The following is a 25,274-nucleotide window of genomic DNA, read 5'->3' as shown; positions in this document are numbered from 1 at the left end:
GGAGTGCAGCATAAGCCGCGCTCCGTACAGGATGGCAATACGCATAGTTGTTGAACGGTCTATCGAAATCTCTTACGAGAGCCGTCGTGAAACAGGGAGCCCGGGGCGGGGCCGGCGCACGGTGGGAGGGACCCGTGGCGCCCGGGAGGGGTCGTCCCGGGCGCGGGCCTCGTGCCGGCCGCCGCTTCGGGTCAGGCCGTGCGCTGGGCGGCGGCGAACTCCATGGCCTCTTCGGGGTTCTCCGGGAGCTTGCGCAGTCGCGGGATGATGGAGAAGAAGAGCGGCAGCGTGGCGGCGGCGGAGGCGATGGCCCCCACCCAGATCGCCTCGCGAAGGCCGATGCTCGCGCCGACGAACCCGCCGGCCAGGGCGCCGAGGGTGCCGAGACCCGACAGCAGGGTGCGCATTCCGGCCGTCATGCGCGCCATCAGGTGCTGCGGGGTCACGGCCTGCCTCAGGCTGAGCGCCACGACGTTGGCCACCGACAGGCCGAACCGGGTGAACACGAACCCGCCGCCGATCACGATCGCGGCGAGCCAGGTCGGCCCGGTGACCAGCGGGACCAGCAGCGGGCCGCAGTATCCGATCACCACGGCGACCATGTAGACGCGGCCATAGGGGAAGCGCTTGATGAAGGTGCCGGCCGCGAGCGAGCCGAGCAGGCCACCGACCGAGCTCAGGCTCAGCGTCAGGCCGAGCGTGAAGGGGTCGAATCCAAGCGTCCTAATGCAGTACAGCACGAACAGGGCGTCGATGAACATGTAGCAGAAGTTGTACGCGGACCCGATCGTGGCGATGACCCGCAGGAACGGGTTGCTCGTCACGAAGACGATGCCCTCCCGGATCTCCCTGCCCAGATGGCGTTCGGCGCCGGGCTTCGGCTCGGGTTCGGGCCGCCGGATCGACGACAGGGTGATCACCGAGACGAGGTAGGAGAACGAGTCGATGAGCAGGGCCCACGGCGCCGTGAATATCTGCACGATCAGACCGGCGATACCAGGGCCCGCCAGATCGGCTACCGAGAAGCTGGAGTTGACCTTGCCGTTCGCCGAGACCAGGTGCTCCTTGTCGACCAGCGTGGGCACGTAGGACATCCACGACACGTCGAACAGGACGGTACAGACGCCGATGCCGATCGCCAGCGCGTACAGCGACCACATGTTGAGAACGTCCATCCAGGCGAGCAGCGGCACGAGGCCGATCAGCACACACCTGACGACGTTCGCGCCGATCATCAGCGGCCGTTTCCTGCGCCGGTCGGCCCAGACGCCGAACAGCAGCGACAGGAACAGGAACGGCACGAACTGGGCGAAGCGCAGGCCGCCGGTCTCCTCGGGGCCCGCGTTCAGCGCCAGTACGGCGGTCAGCGGCAAAGCGAGCGCGGTGACTTGCACGCCCATCAGAGAAATGGTCTCGCCGACCCAGAACTTAGTGAAGTCGTGGTTGGACCAGAGTCCCCGGTCTCGTGGTGCGGCGAGTTCCGGCGCGTCGGAGTCTGACTGACTCTCCGTGGACAACGGATCCTCCGTGGGTCGATAGGGCGTGGCTAATCGTGCGTTATTGTGATCACAGGGCGACGACGGGCGTCAATTACCGCTGTGTTTCACATTTTTCCGGCACGATAATCCCTACGCTTACACCGGTTACACGGACGTGGACATTCACGCCGGGCCCGGCGCCACGCGACCGCGGGCGCCCAAAGGGAGCGGAGGTTCCGTACGGCTCCGCGGGCCGGTCAGGGGCGCCGTCCCCAGGCGGTGAACACGGCCGGCGAGAGGTCGCGGAACTCCGGGTCGCCCAGCTCCTCGTACGCGCGGTCGAACAGGTGGTCCGGCACCTCGCGCCGTGCGCGGACGGGCCGGACGCGGGGCGGTTCGCCGGTGGCCGCGGAGCCGGAGCCGGGCACGCGCCCGCGCGGGAGTCCGGCCGCCGTCCGCTCCGGCCCCGGGGCAGCCCTGACCTTCTGGCCGGGGACCGGGGCGTCCCGTATCGTCGGACGGAACCCCGGGGACCGGCCGCCCGGATTTCGGACCGTATGTACGGGGGGATGTGGTCGATCCGCGGACGGGCGGGCGGCGGAGGGGCCGCGGCGGGCCGGCGAATAACGGATCACATCTGGTAACCGTGAGTTCCCGCTGCGCCATGTCCCAGAGGTGAACGGCTATTCACGGGGTCCGTCGGCGGGGCATCATGGGGGCGGGATGGGCGCCTGTGGGGCTTGTCCTGCTGAGATGTCCCACGTCAAGCCGTCAGGGCTTTATGGGGTCGTTTACCGTACATTTCCCTGTTGACAGCTATCTAGGCGTATTTTACGCTACATTCGCCCGACATTTTGGGCAGCCGTCAATTTCCCGTAGGAGGTAGGGATGACGCCCGAGCTCGTGCAGAAGACGACCGAAACCCCGGTTCTGCTCACGCCGGAATTGGTGCAGAACATGCTGGCCGCACGCCAGGCGGAGCTGGCGATCAAGTTCCGCACGACCTGCACCGACTGCGTCCCGAATATGTGACCAAGCGTCGGGTTCGGCCGAGCGGCTGGCGTCGATCTTGCGCCAGTTAATCCACCGTGCGGAGATCGACTCCTTTGCTGGACGATATCGCACTGATCAATGAATGCGCGATTGCGGCTGCGGGTGGCATCACTCCGCATCCGAGGCAATCGTTGTGTGCGATACCCGGGCGGATTCTGGCCGAGCTCGACCATGCCGCCCGGGGAATCGTGGTACTCGCGGTCGACGGCCTGTCGTGGCGTGCCGCCCGCGCGGGCTGGCGCGACGCCGCCCTCGAATGCCTGACCTCCACGTTCCCGAGCACCTCCGCGACGGCCTGGATGACCGCCGTCACCGGAGCCCCTCTCACCGAGCACCTCGTCGTCGGCGCCGCCTACCGCTCGCCCGACGACGACGCCCTCGCCGACGTCATCTTCGGCACCCTCCTCGCCGACCCCCACGACGGGCCCGATGGTCCCCGCGCCCCGCATGACCACGGCACGGGCGACGGCCCCCGCACCCCCGTCGCCGCCGGGAGTTCCGTCTCGCCCGGCGTTCTCGCGGCGATGCCCACCGTCTTCCAGGCCGCCGCCCCCCGCGCGCGGCCCGTGGCCAGGGCGAGGGAGATCGGCGCGATCGGCAGCCCCTGGGCGTCCGCGCTGCTCGCCGGCGCCTCACGCGGCCCGAGACCCGACCCCCGGACGCTGGCCGCCGAGGCCGCCGACCCCGAGCGCATGGTCGCGGCCGTGGCCCGCGACGTCGAGGACGTCCTGGCCGCCCACCGCGAAGACCGTCCCCTCCTGCTCTGGACGTACGTCAACCTGGACGACCACGTCCACCGGCACGGCTACGACGACCGCGCGGCCCGCGCGGTCGAGGCGCTGGAACGGCACGCGCTGTCCTGGGCCCGGCGCGGGTGGACCGTCCTCGCCCACTCCGACCACGGCCAGGTGCCCTGCGAGCCCGACGCCGGGCTGGAGCTCGCCTGGGCCCGCGTCGACACCCCCGAGCTGTGCCGGCTCCCGGCCGGGGGAGCGGGACGGACCCGCTGGCTGTATCCGCGCGAGGGCCGCGCGGCCGAGGCGCTGGAACGGCTCGGCGAGGCCATGGACGGCCACGCCCTGGTGGTCCCGGCGGCCGACCTGCCCGGCCTCGGGCTCGCCGGCCCGCCAGGTCCAGGGTCCACCGGCCTACCGGGTGCCGGGCTCACCGGTCTGCCCGCCGCCGTGGGGGAGCGGCTCGGCGAGGTCGTCGCCATCGCCACCTCACCCCGTTTCCCGCTCCCCGTGCCCGGCATGGCCTTCGAGCACGGCGCGCTCACCCCGGACGAGATGCTCGTCCCGCTGGCGACCTGGCGTTGACCCGCGCGTTCAGCGCCGGCCCTCGCAGCTTCAGGAGGCGGTGGGCTCTGACGCCGCGGGTTGCGACGGCGTCGTGGCGGCCGGCACCTCGGCGTCCGCGTCCGGTCCGCGACGGCGGACGATCAGCACGTACACCGCCACGCTCATGAACGCCGCCGCGCTGAAGGCGTAGATGAAGCGGAACGGTACGAACTGGATGATCAGCGACCCGAGCCCCAGGGACGCGATGAAGGGGATGTCGATCAGCGCCTCCATCGCCGTCAGCGCCCGCCCCTGGAGCTCGCCCTCCGTGCGCCGCTGGACGAGCGTGGTGGTCGCGACCAGGAAGACCGGGATCGAGACGCCGACCAGCACCGCGCCCACGCACATGCCGACGACGCTGGTCGGGATGACCAGGGCCATGCCGACCGCGCCGAACGCGAACCCGATGGCGGCGGCGCGCGCCTCGCCGTACCGCCTGATCAGGGTTCCGGTGGCCACGCCGCCCGCGATCGAGCCCGCGCCCTGGAAGCTGGCGACGACGCCGATGAACGCCGTCGACCGGTGCAGGCCCTCGTCCACGGCGGCGAACATCGCCGTGTTGAGCAGCCCGCCCGCGCCGAGCGCCAGGCCGACCGCGAGGACCGCACCTCGCAGCTCGCGGTCGCGCAGGATGTGCCGGACGCCCGCCGTGAGGTCGCCCGTCAGCCGCCCCGGCGCCTTCTCGCGGGCGCGCACCAGGTCGGGGGTGGTCCTGAGCATCAGGAGGATGATCGCCGACACGACGAACGTGGCCGCGTCGAGTATCGCGACCCCGCCGAGCCCGACCGCCACGAAGATGGCGGTGCCGAGCAGCGGGCCGATGATGCGCAGGCCCTGCCCGACCGAGCCGAACAGGCCGTTCGCGTCGCCGAGCAGCTCCTTCGGCACCATGGAGTGGACGAGGCCGCCGCGCGCGGCGTTGAAGATCTGGTTCGAGATGCCGTAGCCGAGCGTGACGGCGAACACGATCCACAGGTCGCCCGCGTCCCGCACGAGCAGCAGGCACAGCACGAGGACGGTCGCGGCCAGGTCGTTGACGATCAGCGTGAGGCGCCGGGGGAACCGGTCGACCAGCAGGCCGGTGAGCGGCGCGAGCAGCGACGGCAGCGACAGCAGCACGAACGTGACGCCGGCCAGCGCGTCCGACCCGGTCAGCTCCTTGACCCAGATGGCCAGCACGACGAGCAGCGCGCGGTCGCCGAACATGTTGATCGCCTGGCCGGCGAAGAGCAGGACGAACCTGGGGTCACGCATCAGCCGGCGCACCGGTGCCTCCATCCCCGGCGGCCGATCCCGCCGTTACCCCGCCCACACCCCGCCCGGCCGCCCCCGCTTTCTCTTCGCCGGCGGTGGCCGTTTCGGCGGCCCACCCCGATTCCACGAGAATGTCGAGGAAACGTCCGGCGAACCCGTCCTCGACGGGAAGGCCCGTGGCGAGCCCGGCGTACCGGGCCACGGCCTCGCGGTCGCGCACCCCGTCCACGGCGTGGGCCAGCGCCAGCATGAGCGCGTACCCGCGCGCCCGCTCCTCGGCGAGTCGCCCCCCGATCCACTCCCGCCCGCCAGGCGAGGCCGCCTCGACCAGCCCCCGCAGGTTGAACGGCCCAGCCCAGGTGCGACGCGGCACGCAAATCCCACCGCCCGCGCGCTCGCCCGGCGGCGAGGACGGGGACCGATGTCGGGGGTGGTCCCCCGGGAGCAGGGTGGCGACGTGGGCGGCGAGATCCTCGACCCACCGCCGCGACGCGGACCCGCCGCGGTCCCCGCAAAGTTCGTCGATCCACCCCACCGCCGCGACAGCCACGTCCGTACGATGCCACAACAACTCCAGCGGACGCGCGTTCAGCGCGGACCCGGCCCGTGCCCCATTCTTTTCTCCAAGCCGAGCCTCACGCCCCGCCGTACGCTCCGTCCCGCTCGCGTCGTGGCCGTCTTCCCTACCGGACATTTCGTAAATGTCGGGTACGGCGCGGCCGCTGGGCAGGCACTCCAGCAATCGGGCGGCCGCCCAGTGGATGGCAATGGCCTCCAGTTCGGGGTGGTCGGCCGGGGTGGCGGTGCTCAGGACGGCGATCGTGGCTCCGGCGACCGTCGCGATGCGGCGCAGTTCCTCCGGGTCCACCTTGTCGAGGGTGTCGGCCGAGCTGTGGTTGAACCGGTCCGGCCAGTGCCCGAGCGTGACGGCGGGGCAGCCGATCGAGCGGTCGGCCAGCAGGCTGTGGTCGGACGCGCCGACGAAGGGGGTGGCGCGCCAGGCCCAGGTGTCGCACGCCACGGCCCCGGTGTAGGAACGTGCGGCCTGGGGGAGCAGGGTGACGACGTGCTCGGCGAGCGCGCTGACGAACCCGGGCAGGTGGTCGGGCGCGCGCTCGACGATGAGCGGCCCACCGCACAGCCGCTGGTCCTCGCCCGCCATGTCCACGTTGACCGCGGCCATCGGGACGGACTCCGCGACATCGTGCAGGTAGGCGGCCATGCCGGTGAACTCGGGGCCCCAGACGAACCGGACGCCCCGGCGCGGGCGGGCGCCGGCGCCGCTCCGCGCGTCGCCGCCGGCGCTCGCCAGCACCCGGGCGATGCCGAGGAGGGCGGCCACTCCCGTGGCGTTGTCGTTGGCGCTCGGGCGCGGGTGGCACAGGTGCGCGTACAGCAGCGTCTCGGTGGCCTCCTCGCCGGGGATCAGCCCGGTGACCAGGGGCATGGGCGCGGTGTCGTGCGCGGTGACGGTGACGCGGGCGCGTCCTCGGGCGAGCAGCTCGGCCAGCCGTCCCGGGCGGACGCTGAACGCGAGCAGCGATGTGCCGCCGCGCAGCTCGACCCGCCCCACCTGGCCGTCCCCGGAGACCTGGTCGGTGACGAGTCCCAGCGCGCCCTCCCGCTCGGCCTCGGCCAGCGCGCGGGCGAGCGGGATCGCCGGGTCGTCGTGCACGACGAGCGCCCCGCGCGGCGACGCGCCCCCGGAACCGGCGCGGACCACGGGCACCTCGACCCCGTCCGGGCCGGTGGCCGCGGAGTGCGCGGCGAGCGTGAACGGCTCGTCCGGGTACGCGGCGACGGTGAACGGCGCGTTCAGGGAGGGGGCGGGCGGCTCACCCAGGGAGTAGGCGAACGGCTCGGCCAAGGCGGTGAACGGCTCGGCCAGGGAGGCGGTGAACGGCTCGGACAGGGCGGGGGCGAACGGCTCGTCCGGGCGAACCTCCACGGAGCCGTTCCCGGCGGCTCCGGACGACGGCGGCCCTACTGCGGTCAGCTCGGCGCGCAGCGGCGTCCACGAAGTGGGGGCGCGGAAGCTCCACCAGCGGCTGCTTCCGTCGGCGGGGAACTCCAGTAGCCGGACGTCCGCGAGACCCGCCTGCTCAGCCCGGCGGGCGACGTACTCGGCCGCCGCCATGACCCCGGACGACGCCTGGTAGCGGTCGAACCCGCACACCGCGGCGACGTCGGCCATGGCGGCCGCCGTGTCGAAGGACGCGTGCATCCGCTCGACGACGGTCCGGACGCTCACCGGCTCACCGCGCTCACCGGCCCGCAACGATGCTCACCCGGCCTTCACCGAGCTCAGCGGCGCTCGTCGGCCCGCACGGCGCCCACCGGCCACCACCACGAGATTCATCCGCCCGCCGCGTCCGCCCGCTCCACCAGCGCGCGGAACGCGTCCCGGCGCGCGGCCGACAGCGGCACGCTGATCCGGGTGCGCGGGGCGCCGAAGATCGGGCGTACCGGTTTGCCGAGCAGGCCGGGCGGGACGTGGCCCTCGACCGTGACCCACGGCAGCGTCGGGTGTCCCGGTGCCACGGTGAGGCCGAGTCGGCGCAGGCCTGCGACCAGCTCGGGTTTGGCCGTGGCGAGGGCCGTGCGCAGCGGCTGGAGGACGTCGCCGCGTTCGAGGAGGCGCAGCGCCACCTCCAGCGGGAGTGCGGAGGCGGCTAGCGGCGGCGCGGCCCGGCGCAGCGTGGCCCCGGTGCCGGCCGAGCAGATGGCGAATCCGATGCGCAGGCCGCCGCAGCAGTACCCCTTGGACAGGCCGCGCAGCACGACGAGCCCCTCGGCCTCGGAGGTGAGCGGCACGGCGCTGGCCTCCGGCCCGGCGTACGTCGCGCACGCCTCGTCCAGCACCAGCAGCCCGCCGACGTCCCTGGCCGCCTCGGCGAGGGCGCGGACGCGGTCCGGGGGCAGAAGCTCGCCTAGGACGCCGGGACGCTCGACCAGCACGAGCGCGGGCCGCAGCCGGGCGATCGTTTCGGGCGCGTCGTCGGCGGCCGGGTCGAACGGGCGCAGTGTCGCGCCGAGCCGGGCCGCCCAGCCGGGCAGGTCCGGGTGGGAGTACGGCGTGCACAGCAGCGTCCCGGGCGCGGCGAGCGCGCCAAGGGCGTGCAACAGGGTGGTGGTGCCCGCGCCCGCGATCACCCGTTCCGGGGTGATATCGGCGCCGAAGTGCGCGCTCAGTACGGGTGCCGCACGCACGCCGCCGTACGGGTCGGTGACCGCGAGGTGCCGGGCGAGGTCGGCGAGCACTGAGGCGGGCCGGTGGTCTGGGTGCTCGGCCGGTGCCGAGTTAGGCCTGTGGTACGAGTGGTCGGCGGGCGCGGAATCGGGCCGGTGGTCGGGGATGTCGCCGGCGGCGGGCGTGGGGCGTCCGTGCGGGGCGACCTCGGCCCAGACCTCGTCGATCACGTCGCGGACGAACTCGATCTCGTCGGGGGCCCAGCGCAGGTCGAGGTCGCCCGGCGCGGGCGTGACGCGGGTGTAGTCGAGGACGGCGGGCTCGGGCCTGGCGGCCGCACGGGCGACGAACTGGACATACCGGGTGTCGATCCGGACCTCGGACCCGGCGGCGAAGTCGGCGTCCACGCGGACGATCTCGTAGCCCGCGTCGCGGAGCATCGCCGCGACCTCGGGCGGCTGGTAGAGCCGCACGTCGTCCAGCAGGCGCGCGACGGTGCCGTCCGGGTGGGTGACGCGCAGCTCGCCCTGGTTGCGGCCGGTCACCGGGTCATAGGAGCGGAAGAAGTCGAAGACGGTGCCCTCGGCCTCGAACCGCGCCGTGGGCTGGTACCTGGTCAGGATCCCGGTCACGTTGGAGTGGTCCAGGACGAGCACCCCGCCGGGGACGAGCCGCTCGCGCACCCGGCGCAGGAACCGGCGCTGCTCGTCGTCGGTGCCCCAGCCGAAGTTCTGCAGGCAGACCGCCGCGTCCGCCTCCGGCAGGTCGGCCCGTCCGAACAGGTCGGCGAGCACCACCGTCAGCGGGACGCCCGCCCGCCGCGCGGACTCCTCGGCCCGGTCGAGCGCCCACCGGCCGACGTCGACGCCGACGACCTCGAAGCCGTGCTCGGCCAGCGCGACGGCGTGCCGGCCGATTCCGCAGCCGAGGTCGAGCACGCGCCGCCCGGGCGCGTGCTCCTCCAGCGTCTTGACCAGGTAGGCGACCTCACCGGCCGTGCGTGCGGCGGTGTACTCGTGGCGGGCGAAGCTCCAGTAGTCGGCGGTGAAGTACTCGGCGTACCACCGCGTCATGAGAAGCCCATCTTGCCGAAGAACTCGCACACGTCGCAGAGGTCCGGCGGGTTCTGTACTCCTTCCTGGAGGATGTAGACCCCTTCGCACATGCGGCACTTCTGCTCCACGAACGGGAACATGTAGCGCTGCATGTTGGCGAACGACTCGAACAGGTAGTAGTCGATGCCGGGCCACAGGCCGTACAGGTGGTCGGCCAGCGCGTAGGCGATCGAGCGGTCCTGGGGGCCGGTGGTGAAGCGGCCCGGCGTGCCCTGCCGGTTGAGCTCGGGGGCGACGAGCTCCAGGTAGAGCATCAGCTCCTTCTTGGTGATGCGGTAGAGCGGGAAGATGTAGCGCAGGCCGCCGAACTCCCGGACCGGGATGCCGCCCATGCGGTAGCCGCTGGTGATCCAGGTGACCATGCTGGCCACGAGGTCGTCGCCGTTGAAGCCGAACGCCACCGTGCTCGCGCCGTGCTCCTGGGCGTAGTTCTCCAGCATGCGGCGCAGCACGTGGTGGCCGACGACCATGTTGTAGTGCCGGTGCTCGCCGGAGACGACGCTGTTCATGGCCTCGACGAACGGGCGGCGCATCTTGAAGACGCGCTCGATGTCCTGGGCGGTGACGATGACCTGGTCGATGCCGAGCCCGGCCGCCGAGGCGCGGGCGGCCTCGAACGTCGCCGGCTCGTCCCAGTCGGGCAGGCCGGTGATCGTGACCGAGGTCATGGGGACCTTGGGCAGGCGGTCCCCGACGCGCTCCAGAAGCTTGACGAACGCCACGCTGTCCCGTCCCCCGGAAAGGCCGATGACGACCGATTCGCCGGGCCGGAGCACCGAGTGGCTGAGGATGCTCTGGACGAAAGTCTCCTCGACGTACCGGACGAAGCCCTCGCGGTCGAACTGCTCGGACCGATGCTCCAGTTGTCCGTTTACGTCGAACATGACCGTTTTCACGTAAACGGGATCGGGGGTGCCGTAAACGGTACGTTGAGGCTTGCGGGTGACGTCCAGGTCGTAGTGGCGGACCTGCCGGATCTCGATCACGTCGTCTGCCCCGACGGTCGTGGTCTCCTCGGGAACGATTTTCCCGTTCTGGGTCGTAAGCACGGCGTTTACGGGAATGCCGTACGCCGTCAGGACCTCAGTCAGCGGCCGTCCGGGGGTGGCGCTCAGAGTCTCCGAGCCGCCGACTTTGTCATGGAAGACGACGTGGGCCACGGCTTTTTCTCCCTCACTGCTGTGGTGTCCGCTTAGTATGGGGTCATTTACGCCATTCGCGTCAAGCGTCGTAGTCGATGGACCGTGAATCCATGTCGGGGGGGCCGTGAGCGCGTCATTGACCGTCGAAGTACATAAGTCCGTCGATGCTGTTGACGAGGGTGAATGGGATGATGTTGTATCGAGGGCAGGCGCGCCGGTGTTTTATCACCAGCGGTATTTGCGTGCCTACGAGCGCTTTCCGCTGACCGGCGTCGAGGCGTTCTTCTATTTCGTCGTCCGCGAGCACGGGCGGGCCGTCGCCGTGCTGCCCGTCTCACTGCTGCGCGGGGTCGACCCCATCGGCCATCTGCGCCCCCGCTACCCCGTCTCCGCCGGCGACCGCGGCCTGCTCAGCCACGTCTGGCACTGCTACGACGCCTGGCTGCCCGGCGCGCCGCACACCGCCGCCGTCACCAGCGCCGTCATCGGGGAGATGCGCGCGCTCGCCGCCGAGCTCGGCGCCGACTGGTACGGCTTCATCAACGTCCCCCACACCTCGCCGCTGCGCGACGCCCTCATCGCCGAGGGCTTCCCCGCCGAGCACATCGAGTACCGCTTCACCGTCGACCTGCGCGGCATGACCAGCGCGGACGACTACATCGCCGGGGCCCGGCCCAGGGGCAGGGCCAACCTGCGCCGCAACGGCCGCCGGGCGCTGGAGGCGGGCGTGACGATCCGCGTCATGGACACCGGGGAGGGCGACCTGATGGAGGTCGCCGAGCTGTGCGCCGCCACCACCGCCCGGCACGGAACCGGCGCGTTCTACCCGCCCGGCCTGTTCGCCGACTTCGTCGGCGCGCTCGGCGACCGCGCCTGCCTCGTCGAGGTGCGCGAGGACGCCAAACTCGTCGGCGTGGCGGTCTGCTTACGCGACCAGACCCGCTTCCACGCGTGGGCCTGCGGCGTCGACTACGACACCCGGGCCAACTACAGCCCCTACCCGATCCTCTACACCGAGTCGGTCGCGCAGGCGCTGCGGGAGGGCCGCCTCGTCCTGGAGGGCGGGCGCAGCAACCACGCCTTCAAGCTCAAACACGGGCTCTCGCCGCTGCCCCTCGACGCCTGCCTGCTGCACGTCTGATGCGCGAGTTCCAGGCCGTCCCCGGCCGTCCCCACGAGTGGAACCGGCTGACGGCGGGCGCCCCGCTGTTCGCGACCGCGAAGTGGCTGGAGGCCATGCGCGGCCGTATCCCCGGCGACCTGTTCACCTTCGTACTGCGCGAGGACGGTGAGGCGCGGCTCGCGCTGTACGGCAGCGTCCTGCACGGCGTGCCCGAGGGCGAGATCTTCGACCTGCCGTACATCCTGTCGGGAGACCCCGGCGAGCTGCCGCTGAGCCCGGAGACGCGCGCGGCCCGCGCCACGTGGCGGCCCCCGTCCCCCGAGAGCTGGTACCCCAGCCTCGTGCTCATGCTGCCCGGCTACGAGTGCCACCCGCTCGGCCCGCTGGCCGGCGACCCCGTCGCCCTGGCGGAGCTGGTCGAGGCGATCGTCGCCTGGGCGGGGGAGCGGGGCCTGCGCGCCGTCGCCTGCCTCTACACGCCGCCGTCCACCGCGGCGCTCCAGGACGTGCTGGCCGGCCAGGGGTTCTCCCGTGTCGAGCTGTCCTACTCGTGCGAGCTGCCGGTGCCCGGGGACGGGTTCGACGGCTACCTCGCGGCCCTGCCGCGCAAGCGGCGTGGCGAGGTCCGCCGCGAGCTGCGCGCGCTCGCGGACGCCGGCGTACGGGTGCGCGCGGTCCCCATGACCTCCGTCCCCGAGGACGTGGTGACGTCGAAGTGCGCGCACTCGGCCAAGTACAACGGCGGCCGCCCGGCCGACCGGGACAAGGTGCGCGCCCGCCTGGAGGGGTTCGCCGGCGTGCCGACCCCGCTGCTGTTCCGCGCCGAGCTGGCCGCGCCGGACGATCCGGGCGACGGCGAGCTGGTCGGGCACAGCCTCTTCGTCCGGCACGGCGGCGTCTGGGTCTGCGTGAGCACGGGCATGGACTACGGCCGCCACGAGGCGCGCCACGCCTACTTCGCGACCGTGTTCTACGAGCCCGTGCGCGTCGCCTCCGAGGCCGGGGCGCGCCGGCTCCAGTACGGCCACGCGGCCTGGCGCGCCAAGCTGTCGCGCGGCTGCGAGGCGGTCCCGACGCCGGGCTGGATACGCGCGACGGACCCCGCACTGGCCGACGTGGTGGCCGACAGCGCGAGCACTACTGTGCTTATTGCCGCGCCTCCGGCACGGCGGTTCGGGGCGCCTTAGAGTCGGTGTTCTTCCGCCGCGCCCCGACCAGTGCTTATTGCCGCGCCTTCGGCACGGCAGCTCGGGTCAGGAGTCTCGGCGTAGGGGTGGGAAGGTCATGGACGTCCGCAGGACCGCGTGTTCCCAGCGGTCCAGCGTGAGCCCGTAGACCGCCAGTTGCGCCGCCCCGCGCTTGAGGTCCACCTGCGGGTGGTCGGGCAGGAACTCGCAGGAGACCAGCTCGGCCAGTGGGTGCGACGCGCCGCCGGGGAGCAGCGCGGCCAGCTCGGCGCCCGCGCCGGGACGCGGGTCGGTGGCCAGCCCGGGGGCGAGCTTGCGGGCCTCGGCGGTCAGGTCGTTCCAGACGGCGGCGGTGATCTTGGAGCGCAGCCCGGCGCGCACGTCGTCGTACTCCCGGGTCTCCCGCGGGATGCCCGCCTCCAGCAGGGCGACGAGCTCGCGCAGCTCGGTCTGGCCGCCGTCGAGCGGCCGTCCGAGGCCGGGGCCGAAGAAGACCGACGCCTCCAGCTCGGAGTCCTCGGGGCTGTCGGAGGTGTGGATGATGTCCAGCATCACGTTGATCGCGCGGAAGTCGCGGCGGATCGTGCCGGGGGCGGCTTCCGCCGGGTGGCTCGCGCCCTTGAGCGCGCGAAGCCGTTTGTGGGGCGGTTCGGGCGAGACGTCCGCCTGCCCGTCCTCTACCAGCAGAGCGAGGGTGGGTCCGAGGTCGAACACCAGGTCGACCTGCCGGTAGAAGTAGGCCTCCCATACGGAAGAGATGTTGCGTTCCTGCCAGGAGTCCTGGTTGGGCGGCCGGTGCCAGAGAACGTCATAGCGCACCGGAGTGAACGCGTGACGTTCCAGCAGGTCCAGGACTGAGGAGCACAGGTGACGTTCCAGCGCGTCGGGTGGTAGGAGAACGAGAACGGTCCGCTGCCAATCGATCGCTGTCACCCATCACTCCTTGGAAGGTTACCGACCGGTTTGTTCGGGGGTTCTGTCGGGACTAGCGGGAACGGGTCACGCGCGGCCGGCGGGCGGCCCTGCGGTTGCGGTCCATGTCTCAGTCCTTCGTCGCGATGACGCGCGGACGGCGTAAGGTCTTCTTACGGCGGTCCATGATCAGCCTTTCTTCGGACGCACGCGCGGACGGCGCAGCGTCACCATGGCTCGGTCCATGGTCACCCCTTCTTCTTCGGCGTGGCGATCCTGGGGCGGCGCGTCGCGTGGTGCATGCGGTCCATGGTCAGCCCTTCTTCGGGTTGCGGATCTTGGGACGACGTGCCTGGAGCTTCCTGCGGTCCATGGCTCGTCCCTACTTCGACCTGGAGATTCTCGGACGACGTGACGCCGACCTTCTGCGGTCCATGGTCAGCCCTTCTTCGGCTTTGAGACCTTGGGGCGGCGCGCCGCCATAGCTCTGCGGTCCATGGTCATCCCTTCTTCGGGTTGCGGATCTTGGGCCGGCGTAGGGCTTGGTACTTGCGGTCCACGCTCAGCTCCTCCTCGTCGTGCGGATCCTGGGCCGGCGTACGGCCTTGTCCTTGCGATCCACGTTCAGCCCTTGGCGGGCTTGGACACCTTGGGGCGGCGCATCGCCTTGGCGTGACGGTCCATGTGCTCTCCTTCGTTCGATCGATCGGCTACCGAGGAGTGCGAACACCGGGTGCACTCCCAGCGAACAATCGCTATTTACCGAGTTTTCGGGTGTGTCACTGGTTAGTCAATACCGGCGACCGTGATCACCATCGGGTCCAGCGCCGTCCTCAGGCTGAGCAGCACGTCCTCCGCGGTGACAGCCCGGATCGACTCGATCTGACCCGCCAGAGTCCAGTTGTCGTGCCCAGGAATGAGCCCATATCGGCCGTACAGCAGCGCCTCCTCGAAGGACTGCTCGGTCTCCAGCTGGAGCAGCCCCGCCGTGCGCCGCGTGGCCAGCTCGACCTCGGCCGCCGTCCAGCCCCGCTCGGCCCGCTCGGTCAGCAGCGCGGTGGCCGTCTCCACGACCTCGCCGACGTGCTCGGGCGCGGTGGCGATGAAGGCCCGCCACACGCCGGTGTCGCGGTAGGCGTTGGTGAACGCCCACATGTCGTACGCCAGCCCCCGCCGGTTCCTGATCTCCTCGAACAGCAGCGCCGAGCTGGCCCCGCCGATCAGGTCCATGAGCACCTGCCAGGCCGGCAGCAGGCGGTGGCCGTACGGCACGGCCGGGCCGCCGAGCACGACCCCGGCCGAGTCGTTGTTCAGCGGGTGGTTGCGCCGCCCGCCGCTGACGCTCGGCAGGCCGTGGTCGGGCTCGCCGCCGCCGGGCGGCAGCGCGGTCAGCGGCCCGGACTCCAGGACCTTCAGCACGGCCTCGGGGGTGAGGTCGCCGCAGACGATCACGGCGGCGGACGAGGCGCGCACCCACCGGGAGTGGAAGGCGCGCAGGTCGTCCAGGTTCACCCGGCCGACGCTCTCGGCGGTCCCGCCGACCGGCCGGGCGAGCGGGTGACCCGCGAACGCGACGTCGTAGAACACGTCGTGCACGATGTCGAACGGGTCGCCGGCGGCCAGCCGCAGCTCCTCCTGCACGACCTTGCGCTCGGACTCCAGGATCTCCTCCCCGAGGTCCGGCTCGGCCATGGCGCGGGCGAGGATCTCCAGCGCGGCCGGCGCCTCGGGCGAGGGCACCCGGGCGTACAGCACGAGGTGGTCGCGGCTGGTGATGGCGTTGCCCTCGCCGCCGAGCCCCTCCAGCAGGTCGATCGGGCGCCCGCCGCCGGGCAGGGGCGCCTGCATGAGGATGTGCTCCAGCAGATGGGTGCCGCCCGCCACGGCCTCCGGCTCGTAGCGCGAGCCGGTGAGCAGCCAGAGCGACACCGTGGTCGCGGTCGCGCCCGGCCGGTTCAGGACCCAGACGGGGATGCCGTTGCCGAGCGCCACGCGCACCGGAGCCCTCACGTGTCGTCCCCTTCCCGGGTGTCCTCGTCCTTGGCGGCCAGCCCGCCCGTGGCCTCCGCGCCCTCCAGCGCCGACTCGTCGATCTCGTCGCCGTGGACGAGCACGAACCCGCCGGCCGGGGTGTCGGCCCACAGCGTGCCGCCGCGCTCGCGCAACGTGGCGGTCTCGGCGTAGTGGTCGCCCGCGACGGGCAGGGCGAACAGCACCAGGCCCGCGTCCAGCGCGCTCTTGCTGTCCATCTTGCGCTCGGTGAGCCGCCAGGCGTGCCGCCCGAGCGTCCCGGAGCGGCCGGCCATCATGCGGTTCTGCAGCTCCAGCAGCGCCAGGTCGATCGGGCGCCGCAGGCCGCGCACCGCCGTCGCGCGGCGCCGCAGCCGGCCCATCCGGGTGAGCGTGCGCAGATCGCCGGGAAGCCGCGGCACGTCCAGCGAGGCGGCCTCCAGCAGCGACGCCAGCTCGGCGTACTCGGGCCACAGCCCCACCTCGTGGACGGCAAGCGCGCACGCGTTCAGCACCTTCTTGGGCGCGTCGCCCAGTTGCAGCGCGGCGTCGACCAGGTCGCGGGCGCGGAACGGTTGCTCGAACCGCTCCAGCAGCAGCGCGACGAGGTTCTTGGCCGCCGGCTCCTCGCACGGGGGAGGCAGCGTGCGGCGGGCGGGGATGCCGACCCGGTCGCCCAGCATGGCGAGGGTGCTCAGCTCGACGGTGTACGGCAGCCCGTACGGGTCGTCGGGCAGGCGGCGCATGCTGACCATGAACTCCAGCCGGCCCTCGAACTTCAGGAACGTGGCGCTGTGGACGCCCCAGCCGTCCTCGACCAGCCAGGAGACGATGGTCCAGAGCCGGTCCTGGTCGGGGACCCAGTAGTCCAGGTCGTTCATCGTGCGCACGAGGGGCTCGGGGTAGCGGGCGGCGACCTCCAGGCCCTTGAACGTGACCGGGTTGCCGAAGGTCGCGGCGATCCGCGTGTGCAGGTCCCGGTAGAAGGCGACCCGCCCGCGGTACCGGGCGAGGTCGTGGGCCAGGCCCGGGCCGAGCTCGCGCCCGTCCCGCTCCCAGGCGCTCAGCAGGGTGGCGACGAAGGACGGCTGGTCCGTGCGGGCGACGTACAGCACCTCGCCCGGGGTCTCCATGTCCTGGCCCGTCACCGTGGCCAGGATCTCCTCCAACTCGCCCGACGTCAGCCCGATCACCTGGTTCCGTCCTCCGGTGTGCGTCGACAGGGTCAAGGATCTTTGAACGACTCTTACAGATCCCACCCTTCCCGACAAGACGCGCCCTGGGCTCGCGTCCACACCGGAGGACGGACTGAACGGGTGACTAGCCGGTGATCAGGTCGAACGACTCCCAGGGCCCGACGGCGTCGCGGTTGGCGATGAGCGGCTGCGCGCCGGCGCCGTCCGCGCACACCAGCTTGCCGTTGACCTGCGCCCTCAGGCTGACCGTCCCGTCGGGGTTGTTGATGAGCTGGAAGGTCTCCCACGCCCCCGCGCTCGCCCGGTTGGCGATGAGGGGCTGGGCCCCGGCGTTCTCCGCGGCCACGAACTGGTTGTTGCTCCGCGCCCGCAGGGCGATGTTGCCGCCGCCGAGGTCCACCCGGTCGAACTGCTCGGCCGTCCCCGCCGTCGCCTTGTTGGCGATGAGCGGCGCGCCGGTGGGGGCGGTGACGAACATGTTGTTCGCCCGGGAGCGCAGGCTGATGGTCCCGGCGGGCGGCGGCGTGCCGCCGGTGAGGATGCGCAGGGCGTCGACCATGCCCACCGAGGTCGTCTTGTTGACGATCCTGATGGTGTGCTGGCCGTTGGACAGGCCGGTCTTGCTGTAGACGACCTGCTGGGCCTGGCGCGCGCCCGAGACGTTCAGGTTGACGTTCTGCTGGAAGACGTTGTCGATGTAGACGTCGACGTTGCCCATGTCGCTGAACCGCTCGGACAGGTACTCCACGCCGGTGCCGGTGAAGGTGTACGACGCGGCGGCGTTCACCGTGTTGCTGTGGTGGGTGTCGTCGTTGTAGTCGCCGTACCCGCGAGCGGTGGTGTGGTACCAGTTGGCGTCGTAGGTCAGCTCGGTGTCGTTGACCAGGCCGCCCGGGTTGCCCGGCTGCGCGCCCATGCCCAGCGCGGACGCCGTCCCGCTCAGGGTCTTGACGCCCTGGTTGGCCGTGCCGGTGAGCCGGGTCGTGCTGTAGGAGCTGAGGAGCTTGGCGGTCCGCTCCACGACGTACACCGTGTTCGCCGCCGTGGCGAAGGAGATCTCGGCGGCCGAGCTGGTGGTGATGATCGCGTTGTCGGACGCGCGCCGCACTCGGACCTGCTGGGTGCCCCACGGGTTCACGACCACGGCCTGCTTGCCGTACAGGCTCCTGAGCCCGACGTACTTGACCTCGCCGGCCTCACGCTCGGAGCTGACCAGGAAGCCGTCCTTGGCGAGCAGCGTGAACTTGCCGACGAAGGAGGAGTCGCCCGGCGCGGCCGGGAACACCCGGATCTTGCCGTTGTAGCTCTGCATCAGCGCTTCGTTCATCGCCGTCAGATGCACGCCGAGGTACTCGAACACGCCGTTGGTGTTGCTGGTCATGCCGTTGGCGTAGTTCTGGTACTTCTGCAGCATGGTCTTCATGCCGTTGTACGCCTGGTCTCCGAGGCCCAGGCGCGCCGCCTGCACCGCGTCGTTGGACCACACGTTGCCGTAGGGGAACGGCCGCGCGTTCCAGGTGTTGACCGCGGTCTGGTAGTCCGGGTAGCCGATGCCGGTGATGTCGTACGGCCAGATCAGCTCGGCCGACACGTTCTCGTTGTTCCTGGTCTGCGAGATCGGCGGCTGGTGCGGCTGGTAGGCGCCGTTCTGCACCACGTACGGCGTCAGGCGGTCCAGGACGTTCTGCCAGCCGGCCCGCAGGCCGCTGTCCAGGCCGAGCTGCTGGCTGACCTGGATCGTCAGCGGGAAGATGCTGCGCACCGCGGCCAGGTCGGTGATCGCGTTGCGGACGTTCCAGTACGTCTCGTGCGAGTTCGAGTTGGCCATGTAGTAGGTGTTGCTCGCCGCGTCGTACGACAGCATCGCCGAGTAGAACTTCGCGGTCTCGCGCATGAACGGGTACGCCACGTTCTGCAGGTAGTTCGTGTCGTTGGTGTACCTGTAGCGCATGTACATGCTGTAGGCGGCCTCGTAGCCCGTCGACAGGATGTTCTTGGTGTAGTCGCTGCCGACCGTGCCGCGGGCGTTGCCGTCCCAGCCCATCGTCTCGGGCACCCACAGGCCGTCCACGCCGTACCGCGTCTGCGTGTACGACTTCAGCGCGTTGTAGTTACGGCTGTAGAGGTTGTTGTGGCGGTCGATCAGCTCGGGATGGTTCGAGGCCAGGAACGACAGGTAGACGTCGCGCTGGTTCCAGTACCAGTAGGCGTTGCTCCACTTGGAGTTGTCCTGCGTGGCCCGGAAGACGCCGTTGATGAAGTGCGCGGGGTAGTTGCCGTACCCGGCCGCCGCGATCATGTACGTGGAGAGGTAGTAGACGTTCTCCATGTAGTCGGCGTCGCGGTTGCCGTTGGAGTACTGGACGAACGACTTGCTCCAGAAGTTGTGCCACCAGTTCTTGTAGTTGGTGAACGTCGTGGAGTAGCCGGTGGTCTTGACCGACGACAGCTGGCTACGGGCCTGGGCGACCGAGTCGCGGTTCGGCGCGTTGATCCGGCTGGAGGCGGTGAGCCAGATCGTGTAGCTGGAGGTCGGCGTGATGTTCAGCCGCACCTTCCTGCCGTCCACGACCTGGGTGGTGTAGCTCGCCCCCTCGACGGTGGCGGCGAAGGTGTAGCCGAAGCCGTTGGCGTCGGTCTGGCCGCGGCTGAACCCGGCGACCTGCGCGTCGGCGAAGGTGTTGATCGTCCGCCAGGTGTTCAGGTCGGGCACGTCGGCGATGTTCTGGACGGTGGCCGGGTCCCACATGCTCAGGTCCAGCGCCACGCTGGAGACCCCGCCGCGCGTGTCGTCGACGTGGATGCCCATCACCTCGGAGTTCGGCGAGCCGAGGATGGTGACGGTGCGGTTGGAGTCCCACTTGGTGGTCAGCGTGCCGTCGTACAGCGAGAGCCGCTGCTGGTAGTTCGTGTACCCGGTGTCCATGCCGGGGTTGGAGTACAGGTTCACCAGCCCGGCCGCGTAGGTCGACTGCTGGGACAGGTCGACGCCGGACACCTGCATCGTCAGGCCGTTCTGGTTCCACACCATGGCGCCGGTGCGGCCGTTGCCGACCGTCAGGCCGTACAACGGGTTGGTGTTGGCCCGGTTGTACACGATGTCGTGCTTGGACAGGTAGCTCGCGTAGTCCACGCTGAGCGCGCCGGCGGCCTGGTCGAAGGCCGCGTCCGTGGGCGAGGCGTGGCTCGGCGTCGCCAGGCCGACGACGAGCAGGACGAGTGCCAGCGACGATGACGCGAGGCGGTACAACAGCCTCTTCGGCATGTCTTCCTCTCTTTCTGATCTTCCTGACGGCGACCTCTCGCCGCGACGCGACCCTGGAACGCGTGGCGGATGTCGGTCTTGCCCCGGCGGCGACTGAGCGTGACGCCGGGAAGCGAGGAACATCGGGGGAATGGGGGGCATGGCGGTAGCCCGAGACGGCGTGGCACGGTGACGGGAGCGCCGCGCACAACGCCGTGTTCAGGCTGTCAGGCGCAGTTAACATGGGATGTTTTCGCACGTCAATAGGTGCGGAGATGGTGCCGGGAATCAACAGTTTCCCACGAGATGGCGCAGAAACACTCAGAAACCGCAGAAGGGTGCCGCGACCAGCCCGAATTCGCCGCCCAAGAGAAAGGGGGCGCGACCGGGGACACATCCGATGTATATGCGAACGGTCCAAGGGTGGTCGCCACTGAACGCGGTGGTGCCCGAGGGGGCGCCGGCGAGGGGTCGTCCGGGGGCGGGTGGCGCGGTGTGGGGGTACCTGGAGTCGAATGAGTGGAAATCACTGTGAGTAGTGGATTGCCCATCTTTCCGACTTTATGGGCGGGTTGTGAGTAATCGATTGGATCGTTCCTAGCTGCCCGCCTTCACCGCCCGCCTTTCCCGCCCGGTGAGGGGCTCAAGGGGCGGTGGTGGCGGCGGGTGAGCGGTACCGGGATGTGGTCTTGACGGTGAGCCTCACTGCGGCTTCCCTCTATTTACTCTTAGGAAACTTTCCTTTATATTCCAGGCATCCCCCCAGCAAAGGAGCGTGGTATGCGAAGAACGATCATGTTTGTTGCGACGGCCTTGCTCACCGCCGGCGCCACGGTGTTCGCCGCCTCGCCGGCGCTCGCCCACGGCTACATCTCCTCCCCGCCGAGCCGCCAGGCGAACTGCGCCCAGGGCAAGGTGCCCAACTGCGGCGACATCATCTACGAGCCGCAGAGCGTCGAGGCCCCCAAGGGCCAGCGGAGCTGCAACGGCGGCGTGGCCCGGTTCGCCCAGCTCGCCGACGAGAGCAAGCCCTGGCCCGCCGCGTCCGTCGGCACCTCGGTGACCTTCAACTGGACGCTCACCGCCCGGCACGCCACCAGCACGTGGGAGTACTACATCGGTGGCACCCGCGTGGCCGTGTTCAACGACGGGGGCAGGCAGCCCGGCGCGACGGTCTCGCACAACGTGAACCTGTCCGGCTTCAGCGGCCGGCAGAAGGTGCTGGCCATCTGGAACATCGCCGACACGGTGAACGCGTTCTACTCCTGCGTCGACCTGCAGATCGGCGGTGGTGGCGGCAACCCGACGCCCACCCCGACCCCCACGCCGACCCCGACGCGCACCCCCACCCCCACCCCGACTCCCACCGTCACCGCCCCGAGCGGCACGTGGGCGGCGGGCACGGCGTACAAGGTCGGCGACCAGGTGACGTACAACGGCGTGCGCTACCGCTGCATCCAGCAGCACACCGCCCTCCAGGGCTGGGAGCCGCCGAACGTCCCCGCGCTGTGGGCGGTCGCCTGACCCGGTCCCCGCACGGCCCGGCCCCCGTCGGCGTACCGTTCACGACGCTGACGACGTGGGGTGACCGTCACGGCGTTGACGGAGCGGGCCCCGAGGAGTAACGCGGGAGTGAGGCCGTCCCTCCCCGGCCGGTACGGCCGGCCGGTGCGGGCGCCTCGCTCCCGCACGTGTCCCCGCACGCCGATCCACCAAGGGAAGCAGGTCACGATGAAACGCGCCGCACTCGCCCTCGCCGCCGCTCTGAGCCTGCTGACGCTCCCCGCCTGCGGCGCCGCCACGGCGGCCCCCGAGGCGACCGCCTACCCCACACCTGCCTCCCTGCCGCCGTACCCTCCCGCGACGGGCGCCAAGAACGACGTCGACGTGCGATTCCTGCAGATGATGATCCCGCACCACCGCCAGGCCATCGAGATGGCCGGGCTCGCGCGGACCCGGGCCGTCCGCCAGGACGTCAAGGACCTCGCCAACGCCATCGCGGCCACCCAGACCTACGAGATGCGCACCATGACCGCGTGGCTGCTGGAGTGGAAGCAGCCCCTCACCTGGGACCGCCGCACCAGGAGCGAGCACGACGAGCACCACGAGACCCGGCCGTCCGACATCGCCGAGCTCGGCAAGATGGAGGGCGCCCGGTTCGAGACCGCGTTCCTCAACATGCTGATCGGCCACCAGCACAACGCCATCGAGATGGCCCGCGCCGAGTACGGCGACGGCAGGAACGTCGACGTCCGCAACCTCGCCCACCGCATCGACCTGTCCCGCACGGCGCAGATCAAGCAGATGCTCGGCGAACTGAACCCGTCCTGAGCCCGTCCCGCCGGTGGTCGCGCCGTGAATCGCGGGCGGCGCGGCGCCGTCCGTAGACTTGGCCGGTGACGACACGCCGCTACGGGATCCTGATCATGCCGGCCGCCAACCGGGTCTACGCCGAGGCCTCGGTGGAGCTGATGGAGGCCGAGCTGGAGGTCTTCGACCGGGCGGTCCTGGGCGGGCGGCTAGAGCACATCGTGCCCGAGACGATCGGCGGCGTCCCGTACATCACGTTCGCCGCGCCGGAGCTGTCCGAGCGTGAGATCGGGTTCCTGTCCAACCTGTCGTCGCTCTACGCGCTGTTCGGGCTCAATGCGGACGGCACGCTCGCGCCCGTCCCGCTGCGCAGGCTGGACCGCTTCGACGACGACCTGATCACCATCCAGAAGTACGCGGGCAAGACCAACGAGCACTTCACCAAGATGCTGCTGAACGCGACGATCCTGTCCACGCGCTTCGCCGCCGAGATGGTCGACAGGCCGCTCGCCGTCCTCGACCCGCTGTGCGGCCGGGGCACCACCCTCAACCAGGCCCTGATGTACGGCTACGACGCGGCGGGGGTGGACATCGACGGCAAGGACTTCGAGGCGTACGCGGCGTTCATCCGCACCTACCTCAAGCGCAAGCGCATGAAGCACTCCGCCGAGATCGTCCCGGTCCGGCGCGACCGCAAGCTGGTCGCCCGCAGGCTGGAGGTCTCGATCGGGCTGTCGAAGGAGGAGTACAAGTCCGGCGAGAAGCGCAGGCTGACCGTCGTCAACGCCGACACCACCTCCGCCGGGGCGTTCTTCCCCCGGGAGTCCTTCGACGTGATCGTCGCCGACGCGCCGTACGGGGTGCAGCACGGCAGCCGCGACAGGCAACAGCACCTGAGCCGCCGCCCGCTGGACCTGCTCGCGGCGGCGCTCCCCGAGTGGACGGGCCTGCTGCGCCCGGGCGGGGCCGTCGGCATCTCGTGGAACACCTACGTCGCGGGCCGCGACGACGTCGCCGAGGTCTTCGCCAAGAACGGCCTGGAGGTCCTGGACGAGGGGCCGTACCGCCGTTTCCGGCACCGCGTCGACCAGGCGATCATCCGGGACGTCATCGTCGCACGGAAGCCGTGAAACCCTCCCGAACCGCGGTCTTCTTTTCGCCGTCCTGAATGGGCATCGGGGTCCGGAAAGCGTTGTGCCGCGCCCGGTCGGCAACCGGGTGCGGCTCATTATGCTTTTCCGGTCAGACTCTTATGGGAGTCCGATCGGAATCGGCGGCACGCGGCTGCGGCGGCGGGGTGATATCGGGTACACGCTGCAGTTCGCCGATACGCCGGGGGCCCGAGCGGGGAGCCCGAGGCGAAGAACCCGCCCACGGCCGGAATGGGGAGACGTTCTGGCGGTTGCAAGGAGGATATACCCGGCGGACCGCGCGCCAAGGCGTCAATTCGGCCAACGCTGGTAAATAGGTTCACCGGCCATGGGGGAGAATTCCGAAGCCATTTCTCGTCCTGTTCGGCCGTGGTCATTAATGCGGTTGCGGTGGCGTTTGTCTGGTGTCGGCCACTCAATGCTGATTAAGTGGCATTTGCGCGACGGGCGACGAGGGGCCCGGGCGCCGGATCCGTGATACGGATGGGAAGGCCGCGCCCACCACGAGGAGGATGACCATGCTGCCCTGGCAGGCCGATCTCGACGGACGTGTCGACGAGCATGTGATCGACAGCGAGTCGCTGCGAGGCAACCCCCTGAACGACCCGCACCGGCGCCCGCTGTGGGTGTACGTGCCGCCGGGGTACGACGACGACCCCGCCCGCGCGTACCCCTCCGTCTACGTGATCCAGGGCTACACCGGGCACCTCGCCATGTGGCGCAACCGCACCCCGTTCCGGCAGCCGTTCGTCGAGACCGCCGACCAGGTGTTCGCCCGGGGCGAGGCGCCGCCGGCGATCGTCGTCTACGTGGACGCCTGGACGGCCTACGGCGGCAGCCAGTTCGTCGACTCGCCCGGCACCGGCCGCTACCACACCTACCTGTGCGACGAGGTCGTCCCGTGGGTCGACGCGCACTACCGCACGCTGCCCGGCCGCGAGCACCGCGCGATCATGGGCAAGTCCAGCGGCGGGTTCGGCGCGATGATCACGCCCATGCTCCGCCCCGACCTGTTCGGCGCGCTCGCCACCCACGCGGGCGACAGCCTGTACGAGCACTGCTACCTGCCGGGGTTCGCGGAGGCGACCCGCCACCTTCGCGCCTTCGACGGCGACATCCAGCGCTGGTGGAAGGAGTTCCAGACCCGCCCCGCCTTCACCGACCCGGCGGACGGCGTGCTGCTGACGGTCCTCGGCTGCTCGGCCGCGTTTTCCGCCCGCCCCGACGGGACGCCGGAGCCGCCCTTCGACCCGCGCACCGGGGAGGTCCGTCCCGAGCTCTGGCGGCGCTGGCTGGACTGGGACCCGGTCCGCATGGTCCGCACGGTGCCGGAGTACGCCGACGCCATGCGGAGCATGCGCGCGATCTGGATCGACGCGGGGACCAAGGACGAGTTCTACCTGGATCTCGGCGCCGAGGCGTTCCGCCAGGCACTTCTCGACAGCGGGGTCTCCCCGGACGTCGTCCACTTCGAGCTGTTCGAGGCCGGCCACGGCGCCATCGACTACCGCTATCCGCTCTCGCTCGCCTGGCTGGCCCGGCGCGTCAGCGGATGATCGTGCAGACGAG

General features: G+C 70.7%; 18 protein-coding genes. 8 read left to right on the top strand and 10 right to left on the bottom strand.

All coding sequences use genetic code 11. The features are described from left to right. Nucleotides 1-191: 191 nt before the first annotated feature. Both DQ384_RS06235 and DQ384_RS41055 read right to left on the bottom strand, forming a co-directional pair. On the bottom strand, nt 192-1,517 hold the full coding sequence (locus DQ384_RS06235; RefSeq protein ID WP_220182802.1) for an MFS transporter: 1,326 nt from the start codon (nt 1,515-1,517) through the stop codon (nt 192-194). Nucleotides 1,518-1,735: 218 nt separating this feature from the next. Beyond that, nucleotides 1,736-1,906, bottom strand: a complete 171-nt coding sequence (locus tag DQ384_RS41055; protein ID WP_181871061.1) for a hypothetical protein — start codon at nt 1,904-1,906, stop codon at nt 1,736-1,738. 460 nt (nt 1,907-2,366) lie between these two features. On the opposite strand from DQ384_RS41055, the gene DQ384_RS41050 reads away from it, so the two are divergent. Both DQ384_RS41050 and DQ384_RS43570 read left to right on the top strand, forming a co-directional pair. Next, nucleotides 2,367-2,510 carry a hypothetical protein gene (locus DQ384_RS41050; RefSeq protein ID WP_181871060.1) on the top strand — a complete coding sequence of 48 codons (144 nt, stop codon included), beginning with the start codon at nt 2,367-2,369 and terminating at the stop codon, nt 2,508-2,510. A gap of 209 nt (nt 2,511-2,719) precedes the next feature. After that, a complete protein-coding gene (locus tag DQ384_RS43570) occupies nt 2,720-3,850 on the top strand; it encodes an alkaline phosphatase family protein (protein WP_114027728.1) in 1,131 nt (376 codons plus the stop codon). A gap of 30 nt (nt 3,851-3,880) precedes the next feature. On the opposite strand, the gene DQ384_RS06225 is transcribed toward DQ384_RS43570, so the two are convergent. From DQ384_RS06225 to DQ384_RS06205, 4 genes are all read right to left on the bottom strand, one after another. Further along, nucleotides 3,881-5,137, bottom strand: coding sequence for an MFS transporter (locus DQ384_RS06225; protein ID WP_181871059.1), 1,257 nt, complete (start codon nt 5,135-5,137; stop codon nt 3,881-3,883). Continuing rightward, nucleotides 5,118-7,376: a DUF4910 domain-containing protein gene (locus DQ384_RS40290; protein WP_147268671.1), complete on the bottom strand. Its 2,259-nt coding sequence runs from the start codon at nt 7,374-7,376 to the stop codon at nt 5,118-5,120. The genes DQ384_RS06225 and DQ384_RS40290 overlap by 20 nt, the downstream gene beginning before the upstream one ends. A 104-nt stretch (nt 7,377-7,480) precedes the next feature. Continuing rightward, nucleotides 7,481-9,388 (bottom strand): aminotransferase class I/II-fold pyridoxal phosphate-dependent enzyme, encoded by a 1,908-nt coding sequence (locus tag DQ384_RS06210; protein WP_114027725.1) that lies wholly within the window; start codon nt 9,386-9,388, stop codon nt 7,481-7,483. Beyond that, a complete protein-coding gene (locus DQ384_RS06205; protein ID WP_147268670.1) occupies nt 9,385-10,479 on the bottom strand; it encodes a tRNA lysidine(34) synthetase in 1,095 nt (364 codons plus the stop codon). The genes DQ384_RS06210 and DQ384_RS06205 overlap by 4 nt, the downstream gene beginning before the upstream one ends. A 310-nt stretch (nt 10,480-10,789) precedes the next feature. Here DQ384_RS06205 and DQ384_RS06200 point away from each other — a divergent pair, with 310 nt between their 5' ends. Together DQ384_RS06200 and DQ384_RS06195 are read left to right on the top strand one after the other, a co-directional pair. Further along, entirely contained in the window at nt 10,790-11,713 is a 924-nt protein-coding gene (locus DQ384_RS06200; RefSeq protein WP_147268669.1) for a GNAT family N-acetyltransferase, read from the top strand. Then, nucleotides 11,713-12,882 carry a peptidogalycan biosysnthesis protein gene (locus DQ384_RS06195; RefSeq protein ID WP_114027722.1) on the top strand — a complete coding sequence of 390 codons (1,170 nt, stop codon included), beginning with the start codon at nt 11,713-11,715 and terminating at the stop codon, nt 12,880-12,882. The genes DQ384_RS06200 and DQ384_RS06195 overlap by 1 nt, the downstream gene beginning before the upstream one ends. A 66-nt stretch (nt 12,883-12,948) precedes the next feature. Here the strand turns inward: DQ384_RS06195 and DQ384_RS06190 are convergent, their stop codons facing one another. The 4 genes from DQ384_RS06190 to DQ384_RS06180 form a co-directional block, all read right to left on the bottom strand. Next, the gene (locus DQ384_RS06190; RefSeq protein ID WP_114027721.1) at nt 12,949-13,815 is read right to left on the bottom strand and encodes a nucleoside-diphosphate kinase; all 867 of its coding nucleotides are present in this window, start codon (nt 13,813-13,815) and stop codon (nt 12,949-12,951) included. 765 nt (nt 13,816-14,580) lie between these two features. Further along, the gene (locus tag DQ384_RS41045) at nt 14,581-15,804 is read right to left on the bottom strand and encodes a M16 family metallopeptidase (protein ID WP_181871058.1); all 1,224 of its coding nucleotides are present in this window, start codon (nt 15,802-15,804) and stop codon (nt 14,581-14,583) included. Beyond that, entirely contained in the window at nt 15,801-16,997 is a 1,197-nt protein-coding gene (locus DQ384_RS41040; RefSeq protein WP_181871057.1) for a hypothetical protein, read from the bottom strand. The genes DQ384_RS41045 and DQ384_RS41040 overlap by 4 nt, the downstream gene beginning before the upstream one ends. A 127-nt stretch (nt 16,998-17,124) precedes the next feature. Beyond that, nucleotides 17,125-20,265, bottom strand: coding sequence for a glycosyl hydrolase family 95 catalytic domain-containing protein (locus DQ384_RS06180; RefSeq protein ID WP_220182801.1), 3,141 nt, complete (start codon nt 20,263-20,265; stop codon nt 17,125-17,127). Nucleotides 20,266-21,024: 759 nt separating this feature from the next. Here DQ384_RS06180 and DQ384_RS06175 point away from each other — a divergent pair. The 4 genes from DQ384_RS06175 to DQ384_RS06160 all read left to right on the top strand — a co-directional run bounded on the left by DQ384_RS06175 (nt 21,025) and on the right by DQ384_RS06160 (nt 25,261). After that, on the top strand, nt 21,025-21,768 hold the full coding sequence (locus DQ384_RS06175; protein WP_114027720.1) for a lytic polysaccharide monooxygenase: 744 nt from the start codon (nt 21,025-21,027) through the stop codon (nt 21,766-21,768). A gap of 207 nt (nt 21,769-21,975) precedes the next feature. Further along, a complete protein-coding gene (locus tag DQ384_RS06170) occupies nt 21,976-22,575 on the top strand; it encodes a DUF305 domain-containing protein (protein ID WP_114027719.1) in 600 nt (199 codons plus the stop codon). A gap of 65 nt (nt 22,576-22,640) precedes the next feature. Continuing rightward, nucleotides 22,641-23,684 carry a TRM11 family SAM-dependent methyltransferase gene (locus tag DQ384_RS06165; RefSeq protein WP_114027718.1) on the top strand — a complete coding sequence of 348 codons (1,044 nt, stop codon included), beginning with the start codon at nt 22,641-22,643 and terminating at the stop codon, nt 23,682-23,684. Nucleotides 23,685-24,223: 539 nt separating this feature from the next. Then, a complete protein-coding gene (locus DQ384_RS06160) occupies nt 24,224-25,261 on the top strand; it encodes an alpha/beta hydrolase-fold protein (protein ID WP_114028014.1) in 1,038 nt (345 codons plus the stop codon). The last annotated feature ends 13 nt before the right edge of the window (nt 25,262-25,274 follow it).

The organism is Sphaerisporangium album (assembly GCF_003323745.1).
GTDB classification, from domain to species: Bacteria; Actinomycetota; Actinomycetes; order Streptosporangiales; family Streptosporangiaceae; genus Sphaerisporangium; species Sphaerisporangium album.
The sequence above is the reverse complement of the archived record's forward strand: the minus strand, read 5'-3'. Positions and strand labels throughout refer to the sequence as shown.